Source organism: Amycolatopsis thermoflava N1165 (genome assembly GCF_000473265.1).
Lineage (GTDB): Bacteria > Actinomycetota > Actinomycetes > Mycobacteriales > Pseudonocardiaceae > Amycolatopsis_E > Amycolatopsis_E thermoflava.
The window spans coordinates 1,827,262-1,847,078 of sequence record NZ_KI421511.1 but is presented as its reverse complement, the minus strand read 5'-3'; the positions used below and the strand labels follow the sequence as shown (position 1 = coordinate 1,847,078).

20 protein-coding genes are annotated in these 19,817 nt (G+C 72.1%); 10 read left to right on the top strand and 10 right to left on the bottom strand.

Translation table 11 applies throughout. The features are described 5' to 3' along the window. Positions 1–3: 3 nt before the first annotated feature. Positions 4–684 carry a DUF899 domain-containing protein gene (locus AMYTH_RS0109230; protein WP_027930072.1) on the top strand — a complete coding sequence of 227 codons (681 nt, stop codon included), beginning with the start codon at positions 4–6 and terminating at the stop codon, positions 682–684. Positions 685–852: 168 nt separating this feature from the next. Here AMYTH_RS0109230 and AMYTH_RS0109225 read toward each other — a convergent pair whose 3' ends face one another. The 6 genes from AMYTH_RS0109225 to AMYTH_RS0109200 form a co-directional block, all read right to left on the bottom strand. Further along, positions 853–1,452 carry a TMEM175 family protein gene (locus tag AMYTH_RS0109225; protein WP_027930071.1) on the bottom strand — a complete coding sequence of 200 codons (600 nt, stop codon included), beginning with the start codon at positions 1,450–1,452 and terminating at the stop codon, positions 853–855. After that, a complete protein-coding gene (locus AMYTH_RS44380) occupies positions 1,449–2,378 on the bottom strand; it encodes a LysR family transcriptional regulator (RefSeq protein WP_228684665.1) in 930 nt (309 codons plus the stop codon). The genes AMYTH_RS0109225 and AMYTH_RS44380 overlap by 4 nt, the downstream gene beginning before the upstream one ends. A gap of 67 nt (positions 2,379–2,445) precedes the next feature. Continuing rightward, positions 2,446–3,315, bottom strand: a complete 870-nt coding sequence (locus tag AMYTH_RS0109215; protein ID WP_027930070.1) for an alpha/beta fold hydrolase — start codon at positions 3,313–3,315, stop codon at positions 2,446–2,448. A 2-nt stretch (positions 3,316–3,317) separates the two neighbouring features. Further along, positions 3,318–4,376, bottom strand: coding sequence for an amidohydrolase family protein (locus tag AMYTH_RS0109210; protein WP_027930069.1), 1,059 nt, complete (start codon positions 4,374–4,376; stop codon positions 3,318–3,320). Then, on the bottom strand, positions 4,373–5,473 hold the full coding sequence (locus AMYTH_RS0109205) for an amidohydrolase family protein (protein ID WP_027930068.1): 1,101 nt from the start codon (positions 5,471–5,473) through the stop codon (positions 4,373–4,375). Before AMYTH_RS0109205 ends, AMYTH_RS0109210 begins: the two co-directional genes overlap by 4 nt. Further along, a complete protein-coding gene (locus AMYTH_RS0109200; protein ID WP_017982743.1) occupies positions 5,470–5,922 on the bottom strand; it encodes a Rieske (2Fe-2S) protein in 453 nt (150 codons plus the stop codon). The genes AMYTH_RS0109205 and AMYTH_RS0109200 overlap by 4 nt, the downstream gene beginning before the upstream one ends. 278 nt (positions 5,923–6,200) lie before the next feature. Here AMYTH_RS0109200 and AMYTH_RS0109195 point away from each other — a divergent pair, with 278 nt between their 5' ends. Genes AMYTH_RS0109195 through AMYTH_RS0109180 form a run of 4 tightly spaced genes read left to right on the top strand, consistent with a single transcriptional unit; the run spans position 6,201 to position 9,841 of the window. After that, complete coding sequence (locus tag AMYTH_RS0109195) at positions 6,201–7,271, top strand: ABC transporter substrate-binding protein (RefSeq protein WP_026153163.1); 1,071 nt, start codon at positions 6,201–6,203, stop codon at positions 7,269–7,271. 14 nt (positions 7,272–7,285) lie between these two features. Beyond that, positions 7,286–8,116 (top strand): ABC transporter ATP-binding protein, encoded by an 831-nt coding sequence (locus tag AMYTH_RS0109190; RefSeq protein WP_027930067.1) that lies wholly within the window; start codon positions 7,286–7,288, stop codon positions 8,114–8,116. A gap of 5 nt (positions 8,117–8,121) precedes the next feature. Further along, complete coding sequence (locus AMYTH_RS0109185; RefSeq protein ID WP_027930066.1) at positions 8,122–8,919, top strand: ABC transporter permease; 798 nt, start codon at positions 8,122–8,124, stop codon at positions 8,917–8,919. Continuing rightward, complete coding sequence (locus AMYTH_RS0109180) at positions 8,912–9,841, top strand: PDR/VanB family oxidoreductase (protein ID WP_027930065.1); 930 nt, start codon at positions 8,912–8,914, stop codon at positions 9,839–9,841. The genes AMYTH_RS0109185 and AMYTH_RS0109180 overlap by 8 nt, the downstream gene beginning before the upstream one ends. Here AMYTH_RS0109180 and AMYTH_RS0109175 read toward each other — a convergent pair. After that, complete coding sequence (locus tag AMYTH_RS0109175; protein WP_027930064.1) at positions 9,803–10,048, bottom strand: helix-turn-helix domain-containing protein; 246 nt, start codon at positions 10,046–10,048, stop codon at positions 9,803–9,805. The two genes, AMYTH_RS0109180 and AMYTH_RS0109175, sit on opposite strands and share 39 nt — an antisense overlap. Then, the gene (locus AMYTH_RS0109170) at positions 10,049–10,528 is read right to left on the bottom strand and encodes a DUF2975 domain-containing protein (RefSeq protein ID WP_027930063.1); all 480 of its coding nucleotides are present in this window, start codon (positions 10,526–10,528) and stop codon (positions 10,049–10,051) included. 154 nt (positions 10,529–10,682) lie between these two features. On the opposite strand from AMYTH_RS0109170, the gene AMYTH_RS0109165 reads away from it, so the two are divergent. From AMYTH_RS0109165 to AMYTH_RS0109150, 4 genes are read left to right on the top strand one after another with little or no spacing between them, the layout of a single operon-like run. Then, positions 10,683–12,044 (top strand): GntP family permease, encoded by a 1,362-nt coding sequence (locus tag AMYTH_RS0109165; protein ID WP_027930062.1) that lies wholly within the window; start codon positions 10,683–10,685, stop codon positions 12,042–12,044. Positions 12,045–12,060: 16 nt separating this feature from the next. Then, entirely contained in the window at positions 12,061–13,266 is a 1,206-nt protein-coding gene (locus tag AMYTH_RS0109160) for a CaiB/BaiF CoA transferase family protein (RefSeq protein WP_027930061.1), read from the top strand. Next, complete coding sequence (locus AMYTH_RS0109155; RefSeq protein ID WP_027930060.1) at positions 13,259–14,185, top strand: beta/alpha barrel domain-containing protein; 927 nt, start codon at positions 13,259–13,261, stop codon at positions 14,183–14,185. Before AMYTH_RS0109160 ends, AMYTH_RS0109155 begins: the two co-directional genes overlap by 8 nt. Then, positions 14,182–15,120, top strand: a complete 939-nt coding sequence (locus AMYTH_RS0109150) for a 2-hydroxyacid dehydrogenase (RefSeq protein ID WP_027930059.1) — start codon at positions 14,182–14,184, stop codon at positions 15,118–15,120. The genes AMYTH_RS0109155 and AMYTH_RS0109150 overlap by 4 nt, the downstream gene beginning before the upstream one ends. A gap of 336 nt (positions 15,121–15,456) precedes the next feature. Here the strand turns inward: AMYTH_RS0109150 and AMYTH_RS0109145 are convergent, their stop codons facing one another. Next, the gene (locus tag AMYTH_RS0109145) at positions 15,457–16,251 is read right to left on the bottom strand and encodes an IclR family transcriptional regulator (RefSeq protein WP_027930058.1); all 795 of its coding nucleotides are present in this window, start codon (positions 16,249–16,251) and stop codon (positions 15,457–15,459) included. A 23-nt stretch (positions 16,252–16,274) separates the two neighbouring features. Then, a complete protein-coding gene (locus tag AMYTH_RS44375) occupies positions 16,275–17,396 on the bottom strand; it encodes an extracellular catalytic domain type 1 short-chain-length polyhydroxyalkanoate depolymerase (RefSeq protein WP_037323546.1) in 1,122 nt (373 codons plus the stop codon). A 174-nt stretch (positions 17,397–17,570) separates the two neighbouring features. Here AMYTH_RS44375 and AMYTH_RS44370 point away from each other — a divergent pair, with 174 nt between their 5' ends. After that, the gene (locus AMYTH_RS44370) at positions 17,571–19,793 is read left to right on the top strand and encodes a protein kinase domain-containing protein (RefSeq protein WP_051362602.1); all 2,223 of its coding nucleotides are present in this window, start codon (positions 17,571–17,573) and stop codon (positions 19,791–19,793) included. The last annotated feature ends 24 nt before the right edge of the window (positions 19,794–19,817 follow it).

Sequence of the window (19,817 nt, the reverse complement as noted above, 5' to 3'; positions counted from 1 at the left end):
CCGATGAGGACACCCCCGATCGTCTCGCGACAGGAGTGGCAGGCCGCGTGGGAGGAGCTCCTGGTCAAGGAGAAGGAGCTGACCCGCGCCAAGGACGCGATGGCCGCCGCGCGCCGTCGCATGCCGTGGACCGAAGTGGACCGGGACTACCGGTTCGACGGCCCGGACGGGCCGGTGGACCTGCTCGGCCTGTTCGACGGGCGCCGCCAGCTGATCGTCTACCGGGCGTTCCTCGAACCCGGCGTGCACGGCTGGCCCGACCACGCCTGCGTCGGCTGCTCGATGGTGGCCGACCAGGTCGCGCACCTCGCCCACCTGAACGCCCGCGACACCACGCTGGTGTTCGCCTCGCGCGCGCCGCAGCCCGACATCGCGCGGGTCAAGGCGCGGATGGGCTGGACGATGCCCTGGTACACCATCCTGGACGACTTCGACGCCGACTTCGGGGTGGCCGAATACCACGGCACCAACGCCTTCATCCGCGACGGCGACCGCGTGTTCCGCACCTACTTCGTCAACAACCGCGGCGACGAGGCGATGGGCGGCACCTGGAGCTACCTCGACATCACGGCGCTGGGCAGGCAGGAGACGTGGGAGGACTCGCCGGAGGACTATCCGCAGACGCCGCCCTACGAGTGGTGGCACTGGCACGACGACTACCCGGCCCGCCAGCCGTCCGCCTGAGGCGTCTGTCGCGCCGGACCGGGATCGCGCGCCGCACGCGGCCGGGTGCGGGAAACGGGCCGCCGCGATCCGGAAGCCGGCCAGAGGATCCCGGCGTGGACGGGATCCTGATGCGGCCGAGGTCGCGCGGGCCGACGTGGTGGTCGCCGCGGCGCGCCGGCACGAGGCTCAGCGGTAGCGGAACCGGGCCAGCTGCGGCGGGACGAACAACAGCAGCAGCGAGTAGTAGCCGGCGGCGGGCACCAGCGCGGACAGCGCGAACGCCAGGACCAGGGCGACGGAGGCGCCCACCGAGCCGAACACCCAGCGCCCGTCGATCACCGAGGCGTCGTGGGCCAGGCCGCGGGTGCGCCGGACGTACAGCGTCATCGCCGTGAGGCACAGCGTGTTGGCCAGCACCGTGCCGATGTAGAACAACACCGCGAACCGGTCCGCGCCGTAGGCGCCGGTCAGTTCGGTCGGGAACGGCAGCACCGCGACGGTCAGCAGCCACGCGATGTTCAGCCACATCAGGACCACGTCGACGTACCGGATCTGCTCGAACAGGTGGTGGTGGCTCAGCCACTGGCGGGCGATCACCACGAAGGTGAGCAGGAAGCTGGTGATCTCCCAGCCGTTCTCGCTGATCGCCGCGGCCGCGGGCCGCCCGTCGTCCAGCAATCCGGGCACCGAGTCGACGAGGGGAAGCACCAGGAGCGTCATCGCGATCGCGACCACGGCGTCGGAGAAGAAGACGAGCCGCTCGGCTGGTCGCGGCCGGCCGCTCACAGCCCCGCCGACCGCAGCGCCGCCTGCCGGGCCACCTGCCGCAGCCAGCGGTGCGCCTCGTCGTGTTCCTTGCGCTCGTCCCACCACATGATCTCCACGATGGGCGGCGGGTCGCCGGGGCACTCCAGGATCCGCAGGTCCGACCGGCCTGCCAGGTAACGCGTCAGCCGCCGCTGCATGACCGCGATCCGGTCGGTCCCGGCGATGAAGTACGGCGTCGCCTGGTAGCTGTCCACCCGCACCGCCACCCGCGGGCGCGTGGACAGCTTCGCCATCAGCGGCCCCAGCGGCGACGTGGCCGGATAACCGCCGTCCGGGTGGTGCGGCACCACCCACGGCAGCCGCTCCAGGTCGGACAGCTCCAGCCGGTCGCCGACCGGGTTGTCGGCCGACACCACGCACACCCAGCGGTCCCGGAACAGCTCCAGCGAGTTGATCCCGGGCGCGTGCAGCTCGGGCTTGGCGGCGCAGATCATCGCGTCGATGACCCGAAGCGCCTCCGGGATGTCGGCGGGCAGCCGCTCCCGCACCACCCGCACGTGCATCCGGATGTTCGGCCCCGCGGCGTACATCGCCGCCGACAGCTGCTCCCCGTAGGCGGCGAGCACGTAGTCCGGCATCAGCAGGGTGAACTCGCGCTCCGAGGACTCCGGGTCGAACCCCGGCGTGGTGGCGAACAACCGCTCCAGGCTGGCGCACAACGGCTCAACCTGGCCGGCCAGCTGCGCCGCAAGCGGGGACAGCACGTACGAGCCGCGGGACCGGATCAGCAGCTGGTCGTCGAAGTGGCGGCGCAGCCGGGACAGCGCCGCGCTGGCCGTCGGCTGGCTCACGCCCACCCGCTCGGCCGCGCGGGTCACGTTGCGCTCGCGCAGCAGTTCACGCAGGAACACCAGGAGGTTCAGGTCCAGACTCGCCAACGACAACGGGCGTCGTGTCACCTTGCGGACGGCCGAACCCATGGATCCATTAGCAGCCGGGCGAGATCGGGTGTCAAGGATCTTGTCGTGTGGCGGAAAGGAACTCCCGCAACGCCCCGGCGGTCTCGGCGGGACGCTCCTCGGCGAGGTAGTGGCCGCAGTCCAGCGCCAGCCCGGTGAGCCGCGGGGCCCACGGCCGCCACACGGCGAGCACGTCATCGGTCCTCCCGAGTGGTCCGGCCGCGCCCCACAGCACCAGCGTGGGGCAGGCGATCCGCCGGCGGCCCCGGTCGGCTTCGTCGTCGGCCCGGTCCACCGTGGCGCCCGCGCGGTAGTCCTGGCACATCGCGTGCACGACCGACGGCCGCCGGTAGGCCGCCCGGTAGGCGCGCAGCGCGGCCTCGCCGAAGATCCCGTCCGCGCCGCGCAGGAAGAACGCGTCCGGGTCGGCCGCGATCAGCCGCTCCGGCAGGTCACCCGGCTGGGCGAGGAAGAACCAGTGCCACGCCGACCTGGCGAACTCCGCGTCCACCGTGGCCAGCACGTCGGCCGTGGGCAGGATGTCCAGCACGGCCAGCGCGGTCACCGCGTCCGGGTGGTCGAGCGCGAGCCGGTAGGCGCAGCGCCCACCCCGGTCGTGCCCGGCGACGGCGAAGCGGCGGAACCCGAGCCGGCCCATCACCGAGACCAGCTCGCGCGCCATCGCCCGCTTGCCGAACGCCGCCACCTCGTCGCCCGGCGCCACGCTGTCCCCGTAACCGGGCAGGTCCGCGGCGACCACCGTGTGGTCCCGGGCCAGCTCGGGCGCGACCAGGTGCCACATGGCCGAGGTCTGCGGGTAGCCGTGCAGCAACAGCACCGGCGGGCCGCTGCCGCCGACGCGCACCCGGACGCGCCCGCCCGCGGGCGTCGCCACGTCCTGGCAGGTGAACCCGTCGAACACGGTCAGATCCCGTACCAGGCCGCGGCGTTGCCGGCGAGCACCGACTCCGCCTCGGCCGGGGTCAGCGCGTCGAGCAGCCGCTGCCCGCTGCCGCCGTGGTCGTGCGGGTGGTCGCTGGCGTGCATCAGCATCGAGCCGGCGCCGACCATGTCCAGCACCTCCCGCACCTGCGCGGGGTCCCGCGGCAGCTGCGCGGGCGCGGTGGTCAGCCGGATGTGCCGCGCCACCACCTCAGACGGTTTCGCGCCCAGCCACGGCACCTCGCGCCACACGCCCTTCCAGTCCTTGTCGAACCGCCACAGCAGCGCGGGCAGCCAGGAGAACCCGCACTCCAGCAGGGCGACCCGCAGTTCCGGCAGTTCCGCGAAGACACCTTCGGCGACCAGGCTGGTGAGCTGGGCCTGCACGAGCATCTGCGAGTTGCCCACGTAGTCCTCGAGGTAGGTGTGGGTCAGGCCGGTGCTGGTGGGCGCGTTCCCGATCCGGCCCCACGCGTGCAGGCCGACCACCAGGCCGCGTTCGGCGGCGGCCCGCAGGATCGGCCGGTGCCGCTTGTTGCCCCACGGCGCGTCCGTGCGCACCGGCAGCAGCACCTGCACGATCCCGGGGTGGTCGCCGATCCGTTCGATCTCGGCGACGGCGGCTTCGGCGTCCAGCGTCGGCACCACCATGCTGGCGCGCAGGCGGTCGTCGGTGCTCAACCACTCCTCGATCAGCCAGTCGTTGACAGCGCGGGTGAGCGCCGCTTCGTAGTAGGGGTTGCGGTTGCAGTGGAACGACGTCGTGCACACCAGGATCGCCGCCCGCAGCCCGTCGAGCAGGCCGGCCCGCACCGCCGCCGCGTCGTGGGCGGGGGTCAGGCCCGCGGCCCGCGCGGCCGGGGTGGCGCTGGTGGGCGCCGCCGGGGGATAGGCGCCGCCCTGGTGCGGGGACAGCATCAGCCCGCCCTCCAGCACGTAGCCGCGCCAGTAGGGTTCCAGGTAGGGCACCAGGTCGTTCAGCGACGACGGTCCACAGTGGATCTCGGCGTCGATGCGGGTGGTGCCGACCGCGGCGGTCATGAGGCCTCCGGCAGACCGTAGAGCCGGCACGCGTTGACGCCCATGACGCCTTCGCGCAGCGCCGCGGGGAACAGGCGCGGCGCGTGCCGCGGGGAGTCGAAGTCCCAGTGCGGGTAGTCGGAGGCGAACATGATCCGCTCGTCCATCGAAAGGTGGGCCAGCGCCTTGTCGAGGTCGCGCGGGTCGTCGGGCTCCTCGATCGGCTGCGTGGTGAACCAGAACCGCTCGCGGATGTACTCCGACGGCGGCTTGACCAGGTGCGGCACGTCGCCGCGCAGCTGCTCCCACGCGTCGTCCAGCGCCCACATCAGCGGCGCGGCCCAGGCGATGCCGCCCTCCACGCAGATCACCTTCAGGTCCGGCAGCCGGTCCAGGACGCCTTCGCAGAGCATCCCGGTGACGAACGCGGCCATCAGGTTGCCGTTCCACACGTGCTCTTCGAGGTAGAACGACGGCCACCCGGCGCCGCGGTGCATCTCCAGCCCGCCGGTGTGCGCGGCGACCGGCAGCCCGGCCTCGGCCGCGGCCTCGTAGATCGGCCAGTACCGGCGCCGCCCGAACCCGAGCTCCCCGCCGGTGGACAGCAGCACCTGCACGAACCGCGGGTCGCCGGCGTGCCGCCGGATCTCCTCGGCCGCGAGGTCCGGCGCCTCGATCGGGATGGCGATCGACCCGCGCAGCCGCGGTTCCGGGTCGAGCAGCGTGTCGATCTGCCACTCGTTGAGCGCCCGGCACAGCGCGGCCGCGTACTCCGGTTCCTCGGCGCCCCAGCTGTGGCTCTGCAGCGGAATCAGGATGCCGTGGGTGACGCCGAACTCGTCGAGCAGCTGGTCCCGGATCATCCCCAGGTCGCTGCCCGGCGGCCCGTCCGCGGGCCAGGAGTCCAGCCGGAAGCCCGCGTTGCGGACCCGCGGGTAGATCTCCGGCGGGCCCGGCACCCGGCTGCCGAACAGGTCCCACCGCGCGCGGTGCTTCTCCGGCAGCCGCTCCCGGATGGCGGCGGCCGGGGCCGCCGGATGGATGTCGGTGTCGACGATGGTGTAGCCGGTGCGGCCCGGCGCGCTGCCGGGCCGCCCGGCGACGGCTGTGCTGGTCACCGGTCACCTCCCTTGTCGCCAGGGCGTGCTCCGCCGCTGGTGTCCACGACCACGTAGGCGTCCTCCACGTGCACCGGGTACGTCTCGGCGACGTACGGGCCGGGGATGCGCCCGTTCTTGCCGCGCTCGACCGACACGTCGTAGGTGCGGGCGGGCGGTTCGTCCGGCCCGAGGAACGACTGCCCGGTTTCGAGGTCGTACTCCCAGCCGTGCCAGGGGCAGGCGACGAGCGAGTCGCCGTCGTCCTGCCGGACCTCACCGGGCGCGGCGGAGGTCAGCCACGGCTGGGTGGCCCCGAGGCAGAGCGGGCCGCCCTGGTGCGGGCAGTGGTTGTTCAGTGCGTAGAAACGGTCTCCGACCCGGAAAACCCCGATCGACCGCCGGCCGGCCTGCACGATCCGGCGCTCTCCCGGCGGGAAGTCGTCGAGCCGGGACACCACGATCCTCATGGTGTGCCACGGTAGAGATCGCCGCGGGCCGCGCGGAAAGTGAAAGTTTCGATGAAGAGCATCGGCGAGCCCGATAGTGGCGCATGTGGACCCGCGTCGACCTGCCGTGATTTCCCTTGTCCAGCAGGGGAAACTCTGCTCCGCCGGTGAACCGGGGCCGGACCCTCGCCTGCGGCGGCGGGAAACCGGGGACCTTGACGGGGGCGATCGGCTCGGGTCAACCTCTTCCCCAGCCGGTCACAGGGTGGTGGCCGGCAGGAGGAACGAGGAGAACCATCGTGTCCACTCCATCGCCGAGTCCATCGTTGCCCCGGCGGGCATTCCTGAGGCGTTCCGCGCTGACCGCGGCGGCCGTGGCCGCCGGGCCTGCCGTGTTGTCCGCGTGCGGCGCCGGCCCGGCGGCAGGCGGGGGCGGCAGCGGAACGGCGACCTTCCTGAGCATCCTGCCGCTGGAAACCCTGTCCATGTCGCCGGAGCTGCTCGCCGTCGCCGGCGGCCACTTCGCGCGGCACGGGCTGGACGTCACGCTGCAGGAGGTCAAGGGGTCGCCGCAGGCCACGCAGACCCTGATCGCCGGTGTCGGCGTGGTCGCGCGGCTCGGGCAGATCGACCTGATGACCGCGGTCGCCGAGTCGAACCAGCCGCTGGTGAACATCGGCACGCTGTGCCGCGGTTCCGCGGTGCGCGTCGTCTACAGCAAGCAGGCGCCGCTGGAGAAGCCGCAGGACTTCGTCGGCAAGACCATCGGGGTCAGCTCCGAGGGCGGCACCAGCAGCAAGATCGTGTCACTGGTGCTGGCCAACTCCGGGCTGGACCCCAAGAGCACGCCGCGCCAGGTCACCGGGCTCACCCCGGGCACGTTCAACCTGGTGCAGCAGGGCCGGATCGCCGGGTACGTGGTCAGCATCGACACCGCGAACATCGTGCAGTCGCAGCACGCGGACGCGGGCGTGTTCGACCCGGGCACCGTGGTGAAGTCCGACTCGCAGATCTACGTCACCACGGCCGACGTGATCGCCAAGCACCCCGACACGTTGCGCGCGTTCATGGCCGGGATCCGCGACGCGGTCGCGGAGTACGTGGCCGACCAGGACTTCGGCAAGACGATCGGGACGCTGCGCGGCAAGTACTCCTTCGCCACGCTCGACGACGACGCGATCGCGCGCAAGAGCCTCGGCATGATGCGCGACCTGTGGACGGGCAAGGACCCGTCGCGGCCCCTGCTGGTCACCGACCCGGCCGCGTGGACCGCCGGCTACGACGAGCTGACCAGGGCGGGCCAGGCCAAGCCGGGCGGTGACGCCGCCAGGTGGTTCGACAACAGCTTCCTGCCTGCCACCACCACCTGATCGCGAGGAGACGCATGTCCGCGCACCACGCCGAGACGCTCACCGCGGCCCCGCGGCAGGCCGCACCGCCGAAGCTGGAGCTCGCCGGTGTCGGCAAGGAGTTCCGGTCCAAACGCGCCACCACCCGCGCACTGCACGACATCACGCTGACGATCAGCGACGGCGAGTTCGTGTCCGTGATCGGCCGCTCCGGCTGCGGCAAGACGACCCTGCTGCGCACGCTCGCCGGGCTGCAGAGCCCGTCCGAGGGGCAGATCCTCGTGGAGGGCCGGTCGCTGTGGAACGGGTCCAGAGTGGACTCCTCCGTGGTGTCCGAACTCGGCGTGGTCTTCCAGGACGCCAACCTGTTCCCGTGGTACTCGGTCGCCGACAACATCGCGCTGCCCCTGAAGCTGCGTGGCGCGGGCAAGCGTGAACGCCGGGAACGGGCCCACGAGCTGGCGAAGCTGGTGGGGCTGGCCGGGTTCGAGAAGTCCTACCCGCGCGAGCTGTCCGGCGGGATGCGGCAGCGCGTGGCGATCGCGCGGGCGCTGTCCACGCGGCCGAAGCTGCTGCTGATGGACGAGCCGTTCGGCGCGCTGGACGCGCTGACCCGGGAGCGGATGAACGCCGAGCTGCAACGGATCGCGCTCGCCACCAAGGCGACCGTCGTGTTCGTCACCCACGACATCACCGAGGCGGTGTTCCTCGGCGACCGGGTGGTGCAGCTGAGCCCGCGGCCGGGCCGCATCAGCGAGATCCGCACGGTGGACTTCCCCAAGCCGCGTGATTTCGACGTCCAGACCGAGCCGGAGTTCGGCCGGATCGTGCGCGAACTGCGGCACGCCCTCGACAGGCAGGAGTGACCCCGGTGAACAGGGAACGTTTCGGCAGGTGGCTGCCGTGGGTGAGCACGCCGCTCATCCTGGTCGTGTTCTTCCTGCTGTGGGACGTGTTCGTGCGCGTCAACGGCATGTCGGAGCTGGTGCTGCCGCGGCCGGGCACCGTGTTCGCGAGCCTCGGCGAGCTGGTCACCACCGGCGACACCTGGTACCACGCGCGGGTCACCGCGATCGAGACGATCAGCGGGTTCGCGATCGCGCTGGTCGCCGGGGTCGCGGCCGGTGTGGTGCTGGGCAAGGTCCGGTGGATGGAGCGCAGCCTGCGGCCGCTGATCGTGGCCTCGCAGGTGGTGCCGAAGGTGGCGCTGATCCCGCTGTTCGTGATCTGGTTCGGCTTCGGCATCACCTCGAAGGTGATCATGGCCGCGATGCTGGCGTTCTTCCCGATCATGCTCAACGTGCAGCTGGGCGTCCGCTCGGTCGAGGCGGGGCAGCGGGACGTGATGCGCAGCCTCAACGCGAACCGGTGGCAGACGTTCAACCACCTGGAGTTCAAGAGCACGCTGCCGTACGTGTTCGCCGGCATGGAGGTCGGGATCGTGCTGGCCATCATCGGCACGATCGTGGGGGAGTACCTGGGCGGCAGCGAGGGGCTGGGCTACCTGGTGGTGCGCACGCTCAACGCGCTCGACGCGCCCGCGTTGTTCGCGGTGATCATCCTGTTGTCGGTGCTGGGGTTGGTGCTGTACTTCGTGGTCAACGGCCTGAAACGGTTCTTCATCCCGTGGCACGAGTCCGTCTACAGCATGCAGGAGACCAATGCCTGAGCCGGTGTTCGAGGCGGACGTGGCGGTCGTGGCTCGCCGGGTGGAGTCCGACGGGGTGGTGTCGCTGGAGCTGGGCGGCGCGGACCTGCCCGCGTGGGATCCGGGCGCGCACATCGACGTCGTGCTGCCCGGTGGCCTGGTGCGGCAGTACTCGCTGTGCGGTGAGGACGGCCGCTGGCGCATCGCGGTGCTGCGCGAACCGGACAGCCGCGGCGGGTCGGCGTGGATCCACGACCACGCGCACCCGGGCACGACCCTGCGGATCCGGGGGCCGCGCAACAACTTCCCGCTGCTGCCCGCGCCCCGGTACCTGTTCGTCGCGGGCGGGGTCGGCATCACGCCGATCCTGCCGATGGTGGCCGCGGCGGAGGCCGCCGGGGCGGACTGGACCCTGCACTACGGGGGCCGCAGCCGGACCTCGATGGCGTTCGTCAAGGACCTGGAGTCCTACGGCGAGCGGGTCGCGGTGACACCCGAGGACGAGGCGGGGATGCTCGACCTGGACGTGATCCTCGCCCCGCCGCGGGAGTCCACAGTGGTCTATTGCTGCGGCCCGGCCGGGCTGATCGACGCGGTCGAGACCCGCTGCCAGGCCTGGCCGCCCGGCTCGCTGCACGTCGAACGGTTCACCGCGGCCGAGCACGGCGGTGAGGCGCACGAGTTCGAGGTCGAACTGCGGGCCAGCGGGATGACGGTCGCCGTGCCCGCGGAGCTGTCGATCCTGGAAGCGGTGGAGAACGCCGGGGTGCGGGTGATCTCCTCGTGCACCGAGGGGATCTGCGGGTCGTGCGAGACGACCGTGCTGGACGGCGAGATCGACCACCGCGACTCGGTCCTCGACGACGACGAGCGCGACGCCGGTGACGTGATGATGATCTGCGTGTCACGGGCGAAGGGTGCCCGCCTGGTCCTCGACCTCTGACTCGTCGGGCACCCACTCCAGCAGGTCGCCGGGCTGGCAGTCCAGCACCCGGCACATCGCCTCCAGAGTGGAGAAGCGCACCGCCTTCGCGCGGCCGTTCTTCAGCACCGCCACATTGGCCGGGGTGATCCCGACGCGCTCGGCGAACTCGCCGACGCTCATCTTGCGCTTGGCGAGCTGGACGTCGATGCGCACGACGATCGGCACTCAGATCACCGCTTCCATGTCGGTGCGCAGCGTGGTGGCCTGCCGCAGCAGCGCGCGCATCACGACCATCAGCAGGCCGACCACGGCGACCCCGACCACCAGCAGGAACAGCACCAGCGGGAGGCCGGGGTCGTCGGCGTTGACGCCGACGTAGAGGAAGACCGCGACGAGCACGGCCCATCCGGCGGCGATCGCGCCGACGATCACGTTCACCCAGCGCATCGAGGCTTCGCTGAAGATGCGGTCCTTGCGCACCATGGTGAGCAGCCGCCACATCGCGACGATCACCACCTGGACGCACAGCACCCAGAACACGGTGACGGCGGTGGCCGGCCACCGGAGGTAGGCCATCTCGGGGTCCTCCCGTGCCATGTGGGCGAACTGCCCCGGCAGGGACATCACCTGGAACAGCACCAGGATCCCGAACAACGCGACGAGGAAGATCCGGAGGAGGGGGACGACCCAGCGTACGGCGAGCATGCGCCGAGTATCGCGCGGTATCTATCGAAAATCAATATATTCCTGTCGTTTCTCGGCTACCTCTGACTGTCGGTGATCAGTATTGACTCACATTGTGGGTCTGTGCTCATAATGTGGCGACAGTGCAACGAGGCACGAGCGACAGGACAACCGCATGTCAGACACCGCAATACTGATCAACACCGGGGTCACGGTCGCGGCCATCGTGGTGTTGATCGTCCGCTTCCGGCTCAACCCGGTGATCGCACTGGTGCTCGGCTCCTGCTACTTGGGGCTGTCCACCGGGCTCGGCGTGAGCAAGACGGTGGAGGAGATCACCGCAGGCTTCGGCGACGTGATGGCCGAGATCGGCCTGCTCATCGCGTTCGGCGTGCTCATCGGCGCGATCCTGCGTGATCTGCGCGCCATCGAACGCCTGGTGGACAAGCTGCTCAAGGTGTTCGGCGAACGCCGGATCCCCTACGCGATGGCGCTCACCATCGCCACCGTGCTGCAGTCGATCTTCCTCGACGTGCTGCTGGTGATCTCCGGGCCGCTGGCCAGGGGAATCGGCAAACGGCTCGGGCCACGCGGCGTCGCGCGCATGGCGACGGCGCTGGCGATCGCGCTGGAGTGCGGCATCGTGTTCACCGTGCCGGGCGTCGGCGCGCTGGCACTGGCCGGGCTGCTGCACGTGCCGCTGGGCAAGTACCTGCTGTTCGGGCTCGTCGTGGTCATCCCGACGGTGACCGTCGCGATCGCGATCATGTCGGTGCTCTTCGCCCGCGGCTGGTGGAACCCGGCCAAGGACGAGATGGCCGACGAGATCGTCGCCCCGGAAGCGCGGCCGCAGGGCGGACCGGGCACCGTGGCCGCGGTCGACCTGCGCAAGCCACCCGCCCTGCCGGTGGTGTTCAGCCCACTGCTGGGCGCGCTGGTGCTGATCGCGACGGGTGCGGTGGCCGAGATGCTGGAGTGGTCCAACCCGGTGGTGGCGTTCCTGTCCAGCCCGGTGGTCGCGCTGCTGCTCGGCCTGGTCGGCACCTGTCTGATCGGACGGCGGTACATGGGGCAGCCCGCGGTCGAGTCGGCGCTCGGCTCGGGCCTGCGGGACAGCGGGCAGATTCTGCTGCTCAACGGCGTCGGCGGCTGTCTCGCCGCGGTGCTGGCCGCGGCCGGGCTCGGCGACATCCTCGGCAAGTACTTCTCCGCCAACACCTGGGCGCCGCTGCTGCTGGTGTGGCTGATGGCCGCGGTGCTGCACATCGCGGTCGGGTCGGTGACGATCTCCGCGATCACCTCGGCGGGCCTGCTCGCCCCGATCGCGCCGTCGCTGGGCCTGGACCCGGTGCTGATCGCGCTGTCCGCGGGCGCCGGATCGCTGTTCATGGTCCACCTGACCAGCAACACCTTCTGGCTGCTGCAGTCGCTGCTCGGCCAGACCACGCGTGGCGCGCTGAAGACCGTCTCGGTCGGCGTCTCGGTCGCCTCCGTGGTGGCGCTCGGCCCGATCCTCGCGCTCAACCTCGTCCTCTGAGAACGGGAAGGAACAGATGGACACCGAACACGCACACCTGCCGCTGCGCGGCGTCCGCGTGCTGGAACTCGGCAACTACATCGCCGGGCCCACCGCCGCGCGGCTGCTCGCCGACCTGGGCGCCGAGGTGATCAAGGTCGAGCGCCCCGGCCGCGGGGACGAGCTGCGCAACTGGCGGCTCTACGCGGGCACGGTGTCCATGCTGTTCCACACCGTCAACCGCAACAAGAAGTCCATCGCGGTCGACCTGCGCACCGGCGAGGGGCGGGACATCGTGCTCGATCTGGTCCGGCGCTGCGACGTGGTGATCGAGAACTTCCGGCCCGGCACGCTGGAGAAGTGGGGCCTGGGACCGGCGGAGCTGGAACGGGCCAACCCGGACGTGGTGCTCGCGCGGATCTCGGCGTTCGGGCAGACCGGGCCGCTGGCCGACCGGCCCGGGTTCGCCGCCGTGGCCGAGGCGATGGGCGGTATGCGCAACCTGGTGGGCGAGGCCGACCGGCCGCCGTCCCGGGTCGGGGTGTCCATCGGCGACTCGATCGCCGGGCTGTACGCCGCGTTCGGCGTGATGGTCGAGCTGTACGAGCGGGCCGTGGTGCCCAGCGGGCGGCCGCTGCGGGAACGGGTGGTCGACGTCGCGCTGCACGAGGCCGTGTTCTCCATGATGGAGTCGCTGGTGCCGGACCACCTCGCCTACGGCGTCGAGCGGCGGCGCGTCGGCGGGCGGATGGAGGGCATCGCGCCCAGCAACGCCTACGAGTGCGGCGACGGCGCGAGCGTGGTGATCGCGGGCAACGGCGACTCGATCTTCCGCCGGTACATGCTCGCGATCGGCCGCCCCGACCTGGCCGACGACCCCGGGCTGGCGGACAACGCGGGCCGCTGGGCGCGACGTGACGAACTGGACGAGGCGATCGGGGAGTGGACGCGTGGCCTGGACCGCGACGAGGTGTTGAAGATTCTCGACGAGGCCGGGGTGCCTGCCGGCCCGATCTACACGGCGGCCGACATCTGCGCCGACGAGCAGTACCGGGCGCGGGCGATGATCCAGCCGCTGCCGGTCGACCCGGGCACCGGCGAGGAGGTGCCGATCGGGTTCCCCGGGGTGGTGCCGGTGATCGGCACCGAGTCGCTGCCGCTGCGGACGCCCGCGCCGAAGCTCGGCGAGCACACCGACGAGATCCTGCACCTGCTCGGCCGGAAGGACACCGGAAATGACTGACCTGCGGGACGTGACGTTGCGGGACGGCCTGCAGCTCACCGGGAAACCGCTGCCGACCGCGCGCAAGGTCGCGGTCGTCCGGGAACTCCTGGCCGCCGGGGTGCCGAGCGTCGAGATCGGCTCGATGGCGCGGCCGGACCTGGTGCCGCCGCTGGCCGACACGCTCGACGTGATCCGCGCGCTGGACCCGGACGAGCTGGCGCGCTGCTGGGTCTGGGTGGCCACGCCCCGGCACGTCGAGCGCGCGGCGGAGGCCGGGGCGGTCAACTTCCAGTACTGCCTGTCCGCCTCGGATGCGCACAACAAGGCCAACATCGGCCGCTCCACAGAGGACAGCCTGGCGGCGATGCCCCGGGCGGTGGCGGCCGCTTCGGCTGCGGGTGGCCGGATCCAGCTGTGCATCGCGACGTCGTTCACCTGCCCGTTCGAGGGGGCGGTGCCCGAGGAGCGGGTGCTGGCGATTGCGCGGGACCCGCGCGCCGAGGGTGCCGGGGACATCGTGCTGTGCGACACGCTCGGGCAGGCCGTGCCCGCGCAGGTGACCATCCTGGTCGCCCGGGTGGCCGCCGAGACGCCGCCCCGCCGCATCGTCTACCACGGACACGACACGTGGGGCCTGGGGGTGGCGAACACCCTCGCCGCCATCGCCGCCGGAGCGTCCGAAGTGGATGGTGCGCTCGGGGGGCTCGGCGGGTGCCCGTTCGCCCCCGGCGCCAGCGGCAACGCGTCCACCGAGGACCTGTTGTTCGCGCTGCGGCCGTCGTGGCTCACGCCGTCGTCGTTCGCGCGGATCGTGCGGTTGTCCGGTGCGCTGCTGGACGAGCTGGGCGAACCGAACCGTTCGCGGGCGGCGCAGGGGGCGCGCACCAGCGCGACGGCTTTCCCATGGGCGCTCGGCGAAGAGGTGAGCTGCCGGTGAGGTTCTTCGTCACCACGCCGCTGCCGGAACCGGGGATGACGCTGCTGCGCGAGGCCGGCACGGTGGTGGTGCCGGAGCGCTCGCCGGATCTGGCCGCGGTGTGCGCGTCGGGGGAGTACGACGTGGTCGTGGCGCAGCTGACTGACGTGTTCGACGCGGCCGTGCTGGCGGGGGCGCGGCTGCGCGGCATCTCCAACTACGCGGTCGGCTACGACAACATCGACGTGGCCGCCGCGACCCGGCGCGGGATCCGGGTGTGCAACACGCCGAGCGTGCTCACCGACGCGACCGCCGACGTGGCGATGCTGCTGATCCTGGCGACCGCGCGGCGGTGTGTGGAGGCCGACGCGTTCGTGCGCGCCGGGCGGTTCACCGGGTGGGAGCCGTCGCTGCTGCTGGGCGGCGACGTCAGCGGCGCGGCGCTGGGGCTGGCCGGGTTCGGCCGCATCGCGCGGGCGGTGGCGCGGCGGGCGCTCGCGTTCGGGATGACGGTGCGGTGCACCAGGCGTCGGCCGGTCGACGAGCCGGGTGTCGAGCGGGTGGACTGGGACGAACTGGTGGCGCGGTCGGATTTCCTGTCGCTGCACGTGCCGCTGACCGCGGAGACCCGGCACCTGGTCGACGCTTCCGTGCTGCGGCGGATGAAGCGCTCGGCGATCCTGATCAACACCGCGCGCGGCCCGATCGTGGACGAGCGTGCCCTGGTGGAGGCGTTGCGGAGCGGGGAGATCGCGGGCGCCGGGCTGGACGTCTACGAGGACGAGCCCCGGCCGGCTCCCGGCCTGGCGGACCTGCCGAACACGACGTTGCTGCCGCACGTGGGCAGCGCGACGCGGTCGGTGCGGGCGAAGATGGCGGAGTCGTGCGCACGCAACGCGATCGCGCTCGCCGCGGGTGAGGCGGTGCGGGTGGTGAACCCGGAGGCCGCCGCGTGAGGGTGTGGTCCCGCGGGCGCGTTGATGCGCGGGCGGTCGCCGCGTGGCGGGCGGGGCGGCGATCAGTGACGGCGCGCGGGTGGGGCGGCCGCCAGTGACGGCGAAGTCGGCGCGGTGCGGGCGAGGATGGCGGAGTCGTGCGCGCAATGCGATCGCGCTCGCCTCGGGTGAGGCGGTGCGGGTGGTGAACCGGGAGGCCGCGGCGTGAGGGTGTGGTCCCGCGGGCGCGTTGATGCGCGGGAGGTCGCCGCCGCGCGGGCGGGGCGGCCACCAGTGACGGCGCGCGGGTGGGGCGGCGATCAGCGACGCCGCGCGGGGCGGGTGATGCCGGGCGGCTCAGGCCGGGTAGCGGCCGCCCAGTGCGCGCGTGATCCGTTCGGCGTGCTCGACCAGCACGTCGACCCACTCGAGGCACTTCTCGTACGGCATGCGCATCGTCGGGCCGCTCACCATCAGCGCGCCCACCAGGTCCGCCGCCGAGTCGAACACCGGCGCCGCCAGGCCCGAGGCGCCGTCGACGCGCTCGCCGACCGTGATCGCGTACCCGTCGGCCGCGGTCTGCTTGATCAGGCGCCGCAGCTCGTCCCGGTCGGTCACCGTGCTCTCGGTCAGCTGCGGCAGGTCCTCCCGCAGCACCTCGTCGGCCAGGCCGGGCGACCAGGCGAGCAGCACGCGCCCGGACGAGCCGACCGTGATCGGCGCGATCTTGCCGACCGACATCTCCCGCCGCAGCGCGTGCCGCGTCTCCGCGACCGCGATGCACACCCGGTGACGCCCCTCGGCGCGGAAGAAGCACGCCGTCTCGCCGGTGGCGTCCCGCAGGTCCTTCAGCACCGGGTTCACCACCGACAGCACGTCGAGGTCCTTGCCCGCCGCCGCGCCCCAGTACGCCATCCGCACCCCGAGCCGGAACCCGTCCCCGGCGCGGTCGAGGAAACCGTGCGCCACCAGGTTCGTCACCAGCCGCTGGACCGTCGACTGCGGCAGCCCCGTCTTGTGCTGCAGCTCCCGCAGCGTCAGCGACGGCTGGTGCAGCGTGAACGCGTCCAGGATGTCGACGATCTTGCCCAGCACGAGCAGCGGACGCTGACCGCCCTCACCGTCCGCCCTGCGCTCGTCCGCGGTGCTCATACCGAAAAGGTACGGCAACGGCCTCAGATCGGCGCGCAGTCCGGCTTGTCGGTCCAGTTCGCGCCGCACAGGTACAGCGTGATGGGCGCGGTGTAGCCGTAGCGGGCGCCGAGCGCGTTGTACTCGGTGACGTCCACCCGCCCGGCCACGTAGTGGTCGGTGGCCGTGCCGACGGCGGTGTCGCTGTAGGTCGGCGTGCCGGGGCCGGAGCTGTCGTCGGCGATGCCCCAGAAGCGGCCCATGTAGTAGGCCGCGCAGATGTTCACGTCGAGCAGGTACGCGCCGGCCGTGCCGCACTGAGTGGTCCCGGTGCCCGGGTCGACCGGCTGGCCGTGCCCCATCCCGCTGATCTCGTAGTACTCGACCTTCCCGCCGTAGACCCGGTGCCGTTGCCCGGCGACGGTGTCGCTCACGTCCGGGGTCTGGTCGGTGCCCGCCACGTCGGTCCACTGCTCGACCAGTTCGGTGGCGTTGCGCGGGGCGACGGTGGTGTCCGCGGTTCCGTGCCAGATCGACACCAGCGGGTGCGTCCCCGAATGGTCGGCGGCGGCGCGCACCTTGTCGCCCCACTGGGCGGGGGTCAGGTCGGTGCCCGGGTTCATGCAGCTGAAGGCAGTGACGGTGGAGGTCGCGCAGCCGTACGGCAGCCCGGCGACGATCCCGCCGCCCGCGAACACGTCCGGGTAGGCGGCGAGCATGACCGCGGTCATCGCACCACCGGCGGACAACCCGGTGACGTACGCCGACGACGAGCCCAGGTCGGCTTTGGTGCGGTCGACCATCTGCTTGACCGACAACGCCTCGCCCGAGCCGCGGCGGGTGTCGGCGGGTTCGAACCAGTTGAAGCAGCTGTTGGCGTTGTTGGCGGAGCTCTGCTGCGGGAACACCACCGCGACGCGCCACTGGTCGGCCAGCTTCATCCACCCGGTGCCGGTGGCGTAGCCCGTGGCGTTCTGGGTGCAGCCGTGCAGCGCCACCACGACCGGGCGCCCGGCGGGCAGGCCGTCCGGGGCGTAGCGGAACATGCGCAGGTTGCCCGGGTTGGAGCCGAAACCGGTCACCTCCTGCAGCCCGGCGGCCTGCGCCGGTGGGGAGAAGCCCATCAGGGCCAGCACGATCGCCAGCAGGACGGCACGTCGGAACATCGCGACACCTCCACGTCGAGGCCGGAACCGGTGCCGCTGATGGTAAGAACCAGTCACCGTGATGACCGCGTTGCCGGGCAACACAATCGCGGCGATGATCATGGTGCCCGTCACCATCGCGAATACCGCGGTTTCGGTGGCGCGACCGGGCCGTTCGTGCTCTGATACCGGATCATGGACCAGCGGTGGCGGGTGCCCGGCTACAGCGAGGTGGAGGTGCTCGGCGCCGGCGGCTTCGGCCAGGTCGTTCTGGCCAAGCACGAGGCCTCCGGTCAGCTCGTCGCGATCAAGTACCTGCACTCCGAGTTCCTGAGCGACCCGGGGATCCTCGACGGGTTCCGCCGCGAGGCCCACCTGTTGCACGGCGTGCGCAGCCCGCACGTGGCGCGGCTGCACGAGTTCGTCGAACGTCCCGAGGGCGCCGCGCTGGTCATGGAGGCCGTCCCCGGGGTCTCGTTGCGCGTGCTGCTGGCCGCCGAGAAGACCCTGGCGCCCGAATCGGCCCTGGCCATCCTCAAGGGCTCGCTGCTGGGACTGGCGGCCGCGCACGCCGCAGGCGTCGTGCACCGCGACTACAAGCCGGGCAACGTCCTGGTGTCGCAGGCAGGGGAGTCCAAGCTCGTGGATTTCGGACTGGCCACACTGGACGGGCAGGCCGGGCTCGCCGCCGGGTCGCCCGCCTACATGGCGCCGGAACAGTGGGCGGGCCTGCCCGGGATGCCCGCCACCGACGTCTACGCCGCCACCTGCGTGTTCTTCCAGTGCATCACCGGTCACCGGCCGTTCGAGGCGGACACCACGGAGCGGTTGCGGGCCCTGCACCAGTCCGCGCCGGTGCCGCTCGCCGCCGTGCCCGAGCCGCTGCGGGCGCTGATCGCGCGTGGCATGGCCAAGGACCCCGGGCAGCGCCCGGTCACCGCGCACGCTTTCGTGGCCGAACTCGAAGCCATCGCGCGCGCCGCTTACGGGGCGGACTGGGAGAGCCGCGGCTGGAAGCGGCTCGCCGCGCCCGTCGCCGCCCTGACGGCCCTCACCCCGCTCGCGCTGCTCGCGACCGCCGGCACCGCGGCCGCCCCGCTCGCCGCCGCCGCACCGGCCGGCGCGGGGATCGCGGCCACCAGCGTCGGGAAGGTCGTGATCGGGGTCCTGGTGACGGCGGTGCTCGCCGTCGGCGGATTCCTGGTCTACCAGCAGTTCGACGACCCGCCGCCACCGGTGCTGAGCGTCGCCATCGAGACCACCGCCGGCACCGACACCGCGCTGCCGATCACCTACGACCTGCAGTACCCGCGAGTGACCGGGCACGCCGACCCCGCTGTCGAGGAGCGGATCAACGCCGCGCTGCGAGCGCCGGTCGACGAGCGCCTGCGGTCGGTGCGGGAACAGCTGTCCGATCCGGACATTGCCGCCGACGTCCGGGGCCGGGGCGAGACCGTGGGCGTGCGCACCACGGCGGTCATCGCCCTGCGCACCGACCGGCTGGTGTCCGTGCGCTTCGACCACGCGCTCGACTCGGACTTCCTGTCGCACGCCAGCTGGCGGTTCCCGGAGAGCGTCACCGTCGACCTCACCACCGGCCGGGTCCTCGGGCCGCGGGACGTCTTCCGCGACGACGTGCTGACCGCGCGGGGCATGGCCACCCTGACCGAACGGCTCACCGCGCACTCGGAGCGCGGGTTCTGCCGCCGGGTCGGCGTCAGCGGGGCCGGGGCGCCCGCGTCGATCGACACCGCGGACACGCCCGGCGGCGGCGACCACGTGCCCGCCGCCGACGTCGTGTTCACGAACGCCGGGGTGGACTTCCTGGTGCTGTACTACGACCTCGGCTGCGACACCGCCTCCGGGCAGGAGACGATCACGATCCCGTACGCGGAGATCACCGATCTGCTCCGGCCGGAGCTGCCGGCGATGCTCGGCCGGGGCGCCGGTGTCCCGCCGTCGTCCGCGCCGTCCACCCCGCCTGCCGACGACGGCACGTACACCAACGCGCGGTTCGGTTTCACGGCACTGGTGCCCGAGGGCTACCAGCGGCAGCTCTACAGCCCGCCGGGTGGCGACGGCATGGAGTTCACCGACCCGGCCCTCGGCGCGACGATGACGGTGTGGGGAGCCAACAACCCCGGCGGCCGCTCCACGGCGGACGTCCTGGCCGAAACTGCGGGCGGCATCCGCGCCGAGGGCGGGCAGGTGACGGTCCAGCGCGTCGAAGGCGAGCTGTACACGATCTCCGGCTACCGCGGCGACGGCCGCATCTTCTACGAGCGCGGTTTCGTCGGCCCCGGCTCGACGGCCACCCTGCGGTGGGTCTACCCGCGGGGGAACAAGGACGCGCTCGACGGGCCGGTGAGCCGCACGGTGAAGACCTTCCGGGCAGGCGACCTCAGCCGGCCGCACTGATCGGCCCGGGGCTGATCTTCTGGA

What these genes read in the sequence shown, in the direction of transcription:
- AMYTH_RS0109230 (WP_027930072.1), top strand. Translation starts at nt 4, where the DNA reads ATGAGGACACCCCCGATCGTCTCGCGACAGGAGTGGCAGGCCGCGTGG.
- AMYTH_RS0109210 (WP_027930069.1), bottom strand. Translation starts at nt 4,376, where the DNA reads ATGACCGCCGCGGTCGGCACCACCCGCATCGACGCCGAGATCCACTGT.
- AMYTH_RS0109200 (WP_017982743.1), bottom strand. Translation starts at nt 5,922, where the DNA reads ATGAGGATCGTGGTGTCCCGGCTCGACGACTTCCCGCCGGGAGAGCGC.
- AMYTH_RS0109190 (WP_027930067.1), top strand. Translation starts at nt 7,286, where the DNA reads ATGTCCGCGCACCACGCCGAGACGCTCACCGCGGCCCCGCGGCAGGCC.
- AMYTH_RS0109180 (WP_027930065.1), top strand. Translation starts at nt 8,912, where the DNA reads ATGCCTGAGCCGGTGTTCGAGGCGGACGTGGCGGTCGTGGCTCGCCGG.
- AMYTH_RS0109170 (WP_027930063.1), bottom strand. Translation starts at nt 10,528, where the DNA reads ATGCTCGCCGTACGCTGGGTCGTCCCCCTCCTCCGGATCTTCCTCGTC.
- AMYTH_RS0109165 (WP_027930062.1), top strand. Translation starts at nt 10,683, where the DNA reads ATGTCAGACACCGCAATACTGATCAACACCGGGGTCACGGTCGCGGCC.
- AMYTH_RS0109160 (WP_027930061.1), top strand. Translation starts at nt 12,061, where the DNA reads ATGGACACCGAACACGCACACCTGCCGCTGCGCGGCGTCCGCGTGCTG.
- AMYTH_RS0109155 (WP_027930060.1), top strand. Translation starts at nt 13,259, where the DNA reads ATGACTGACCTGCGGGACGTGACGTTGCGGGACGGCCTGCAGCTCACC.
- AMYTH_RS0109145 (WP_027930058.1), bottom strand. Translation starts at nt 16,251, where the DNA reads ATGAGCACCGCGGACGAGCGCAGGGCGGACGGTGAGGGCGGTCAGCGT.
- AMYTH_RS44375 (WP_037323546.1), bottom strand. Translation starts at nt 17,396, where the DNA reads ATGTTCCGACGTGCCGTCCTGCTGGCGATCGTGCTGGCCCTGATGGGC.
- AMYTH_RS44370 (WP_051362602.1), top strand. Translation starts at nt 17,571, where the DNA reads ATGGACCAGCGGTGGCGGGTGCCCGGCTACAGCGAGGTGGAGGTGCTC.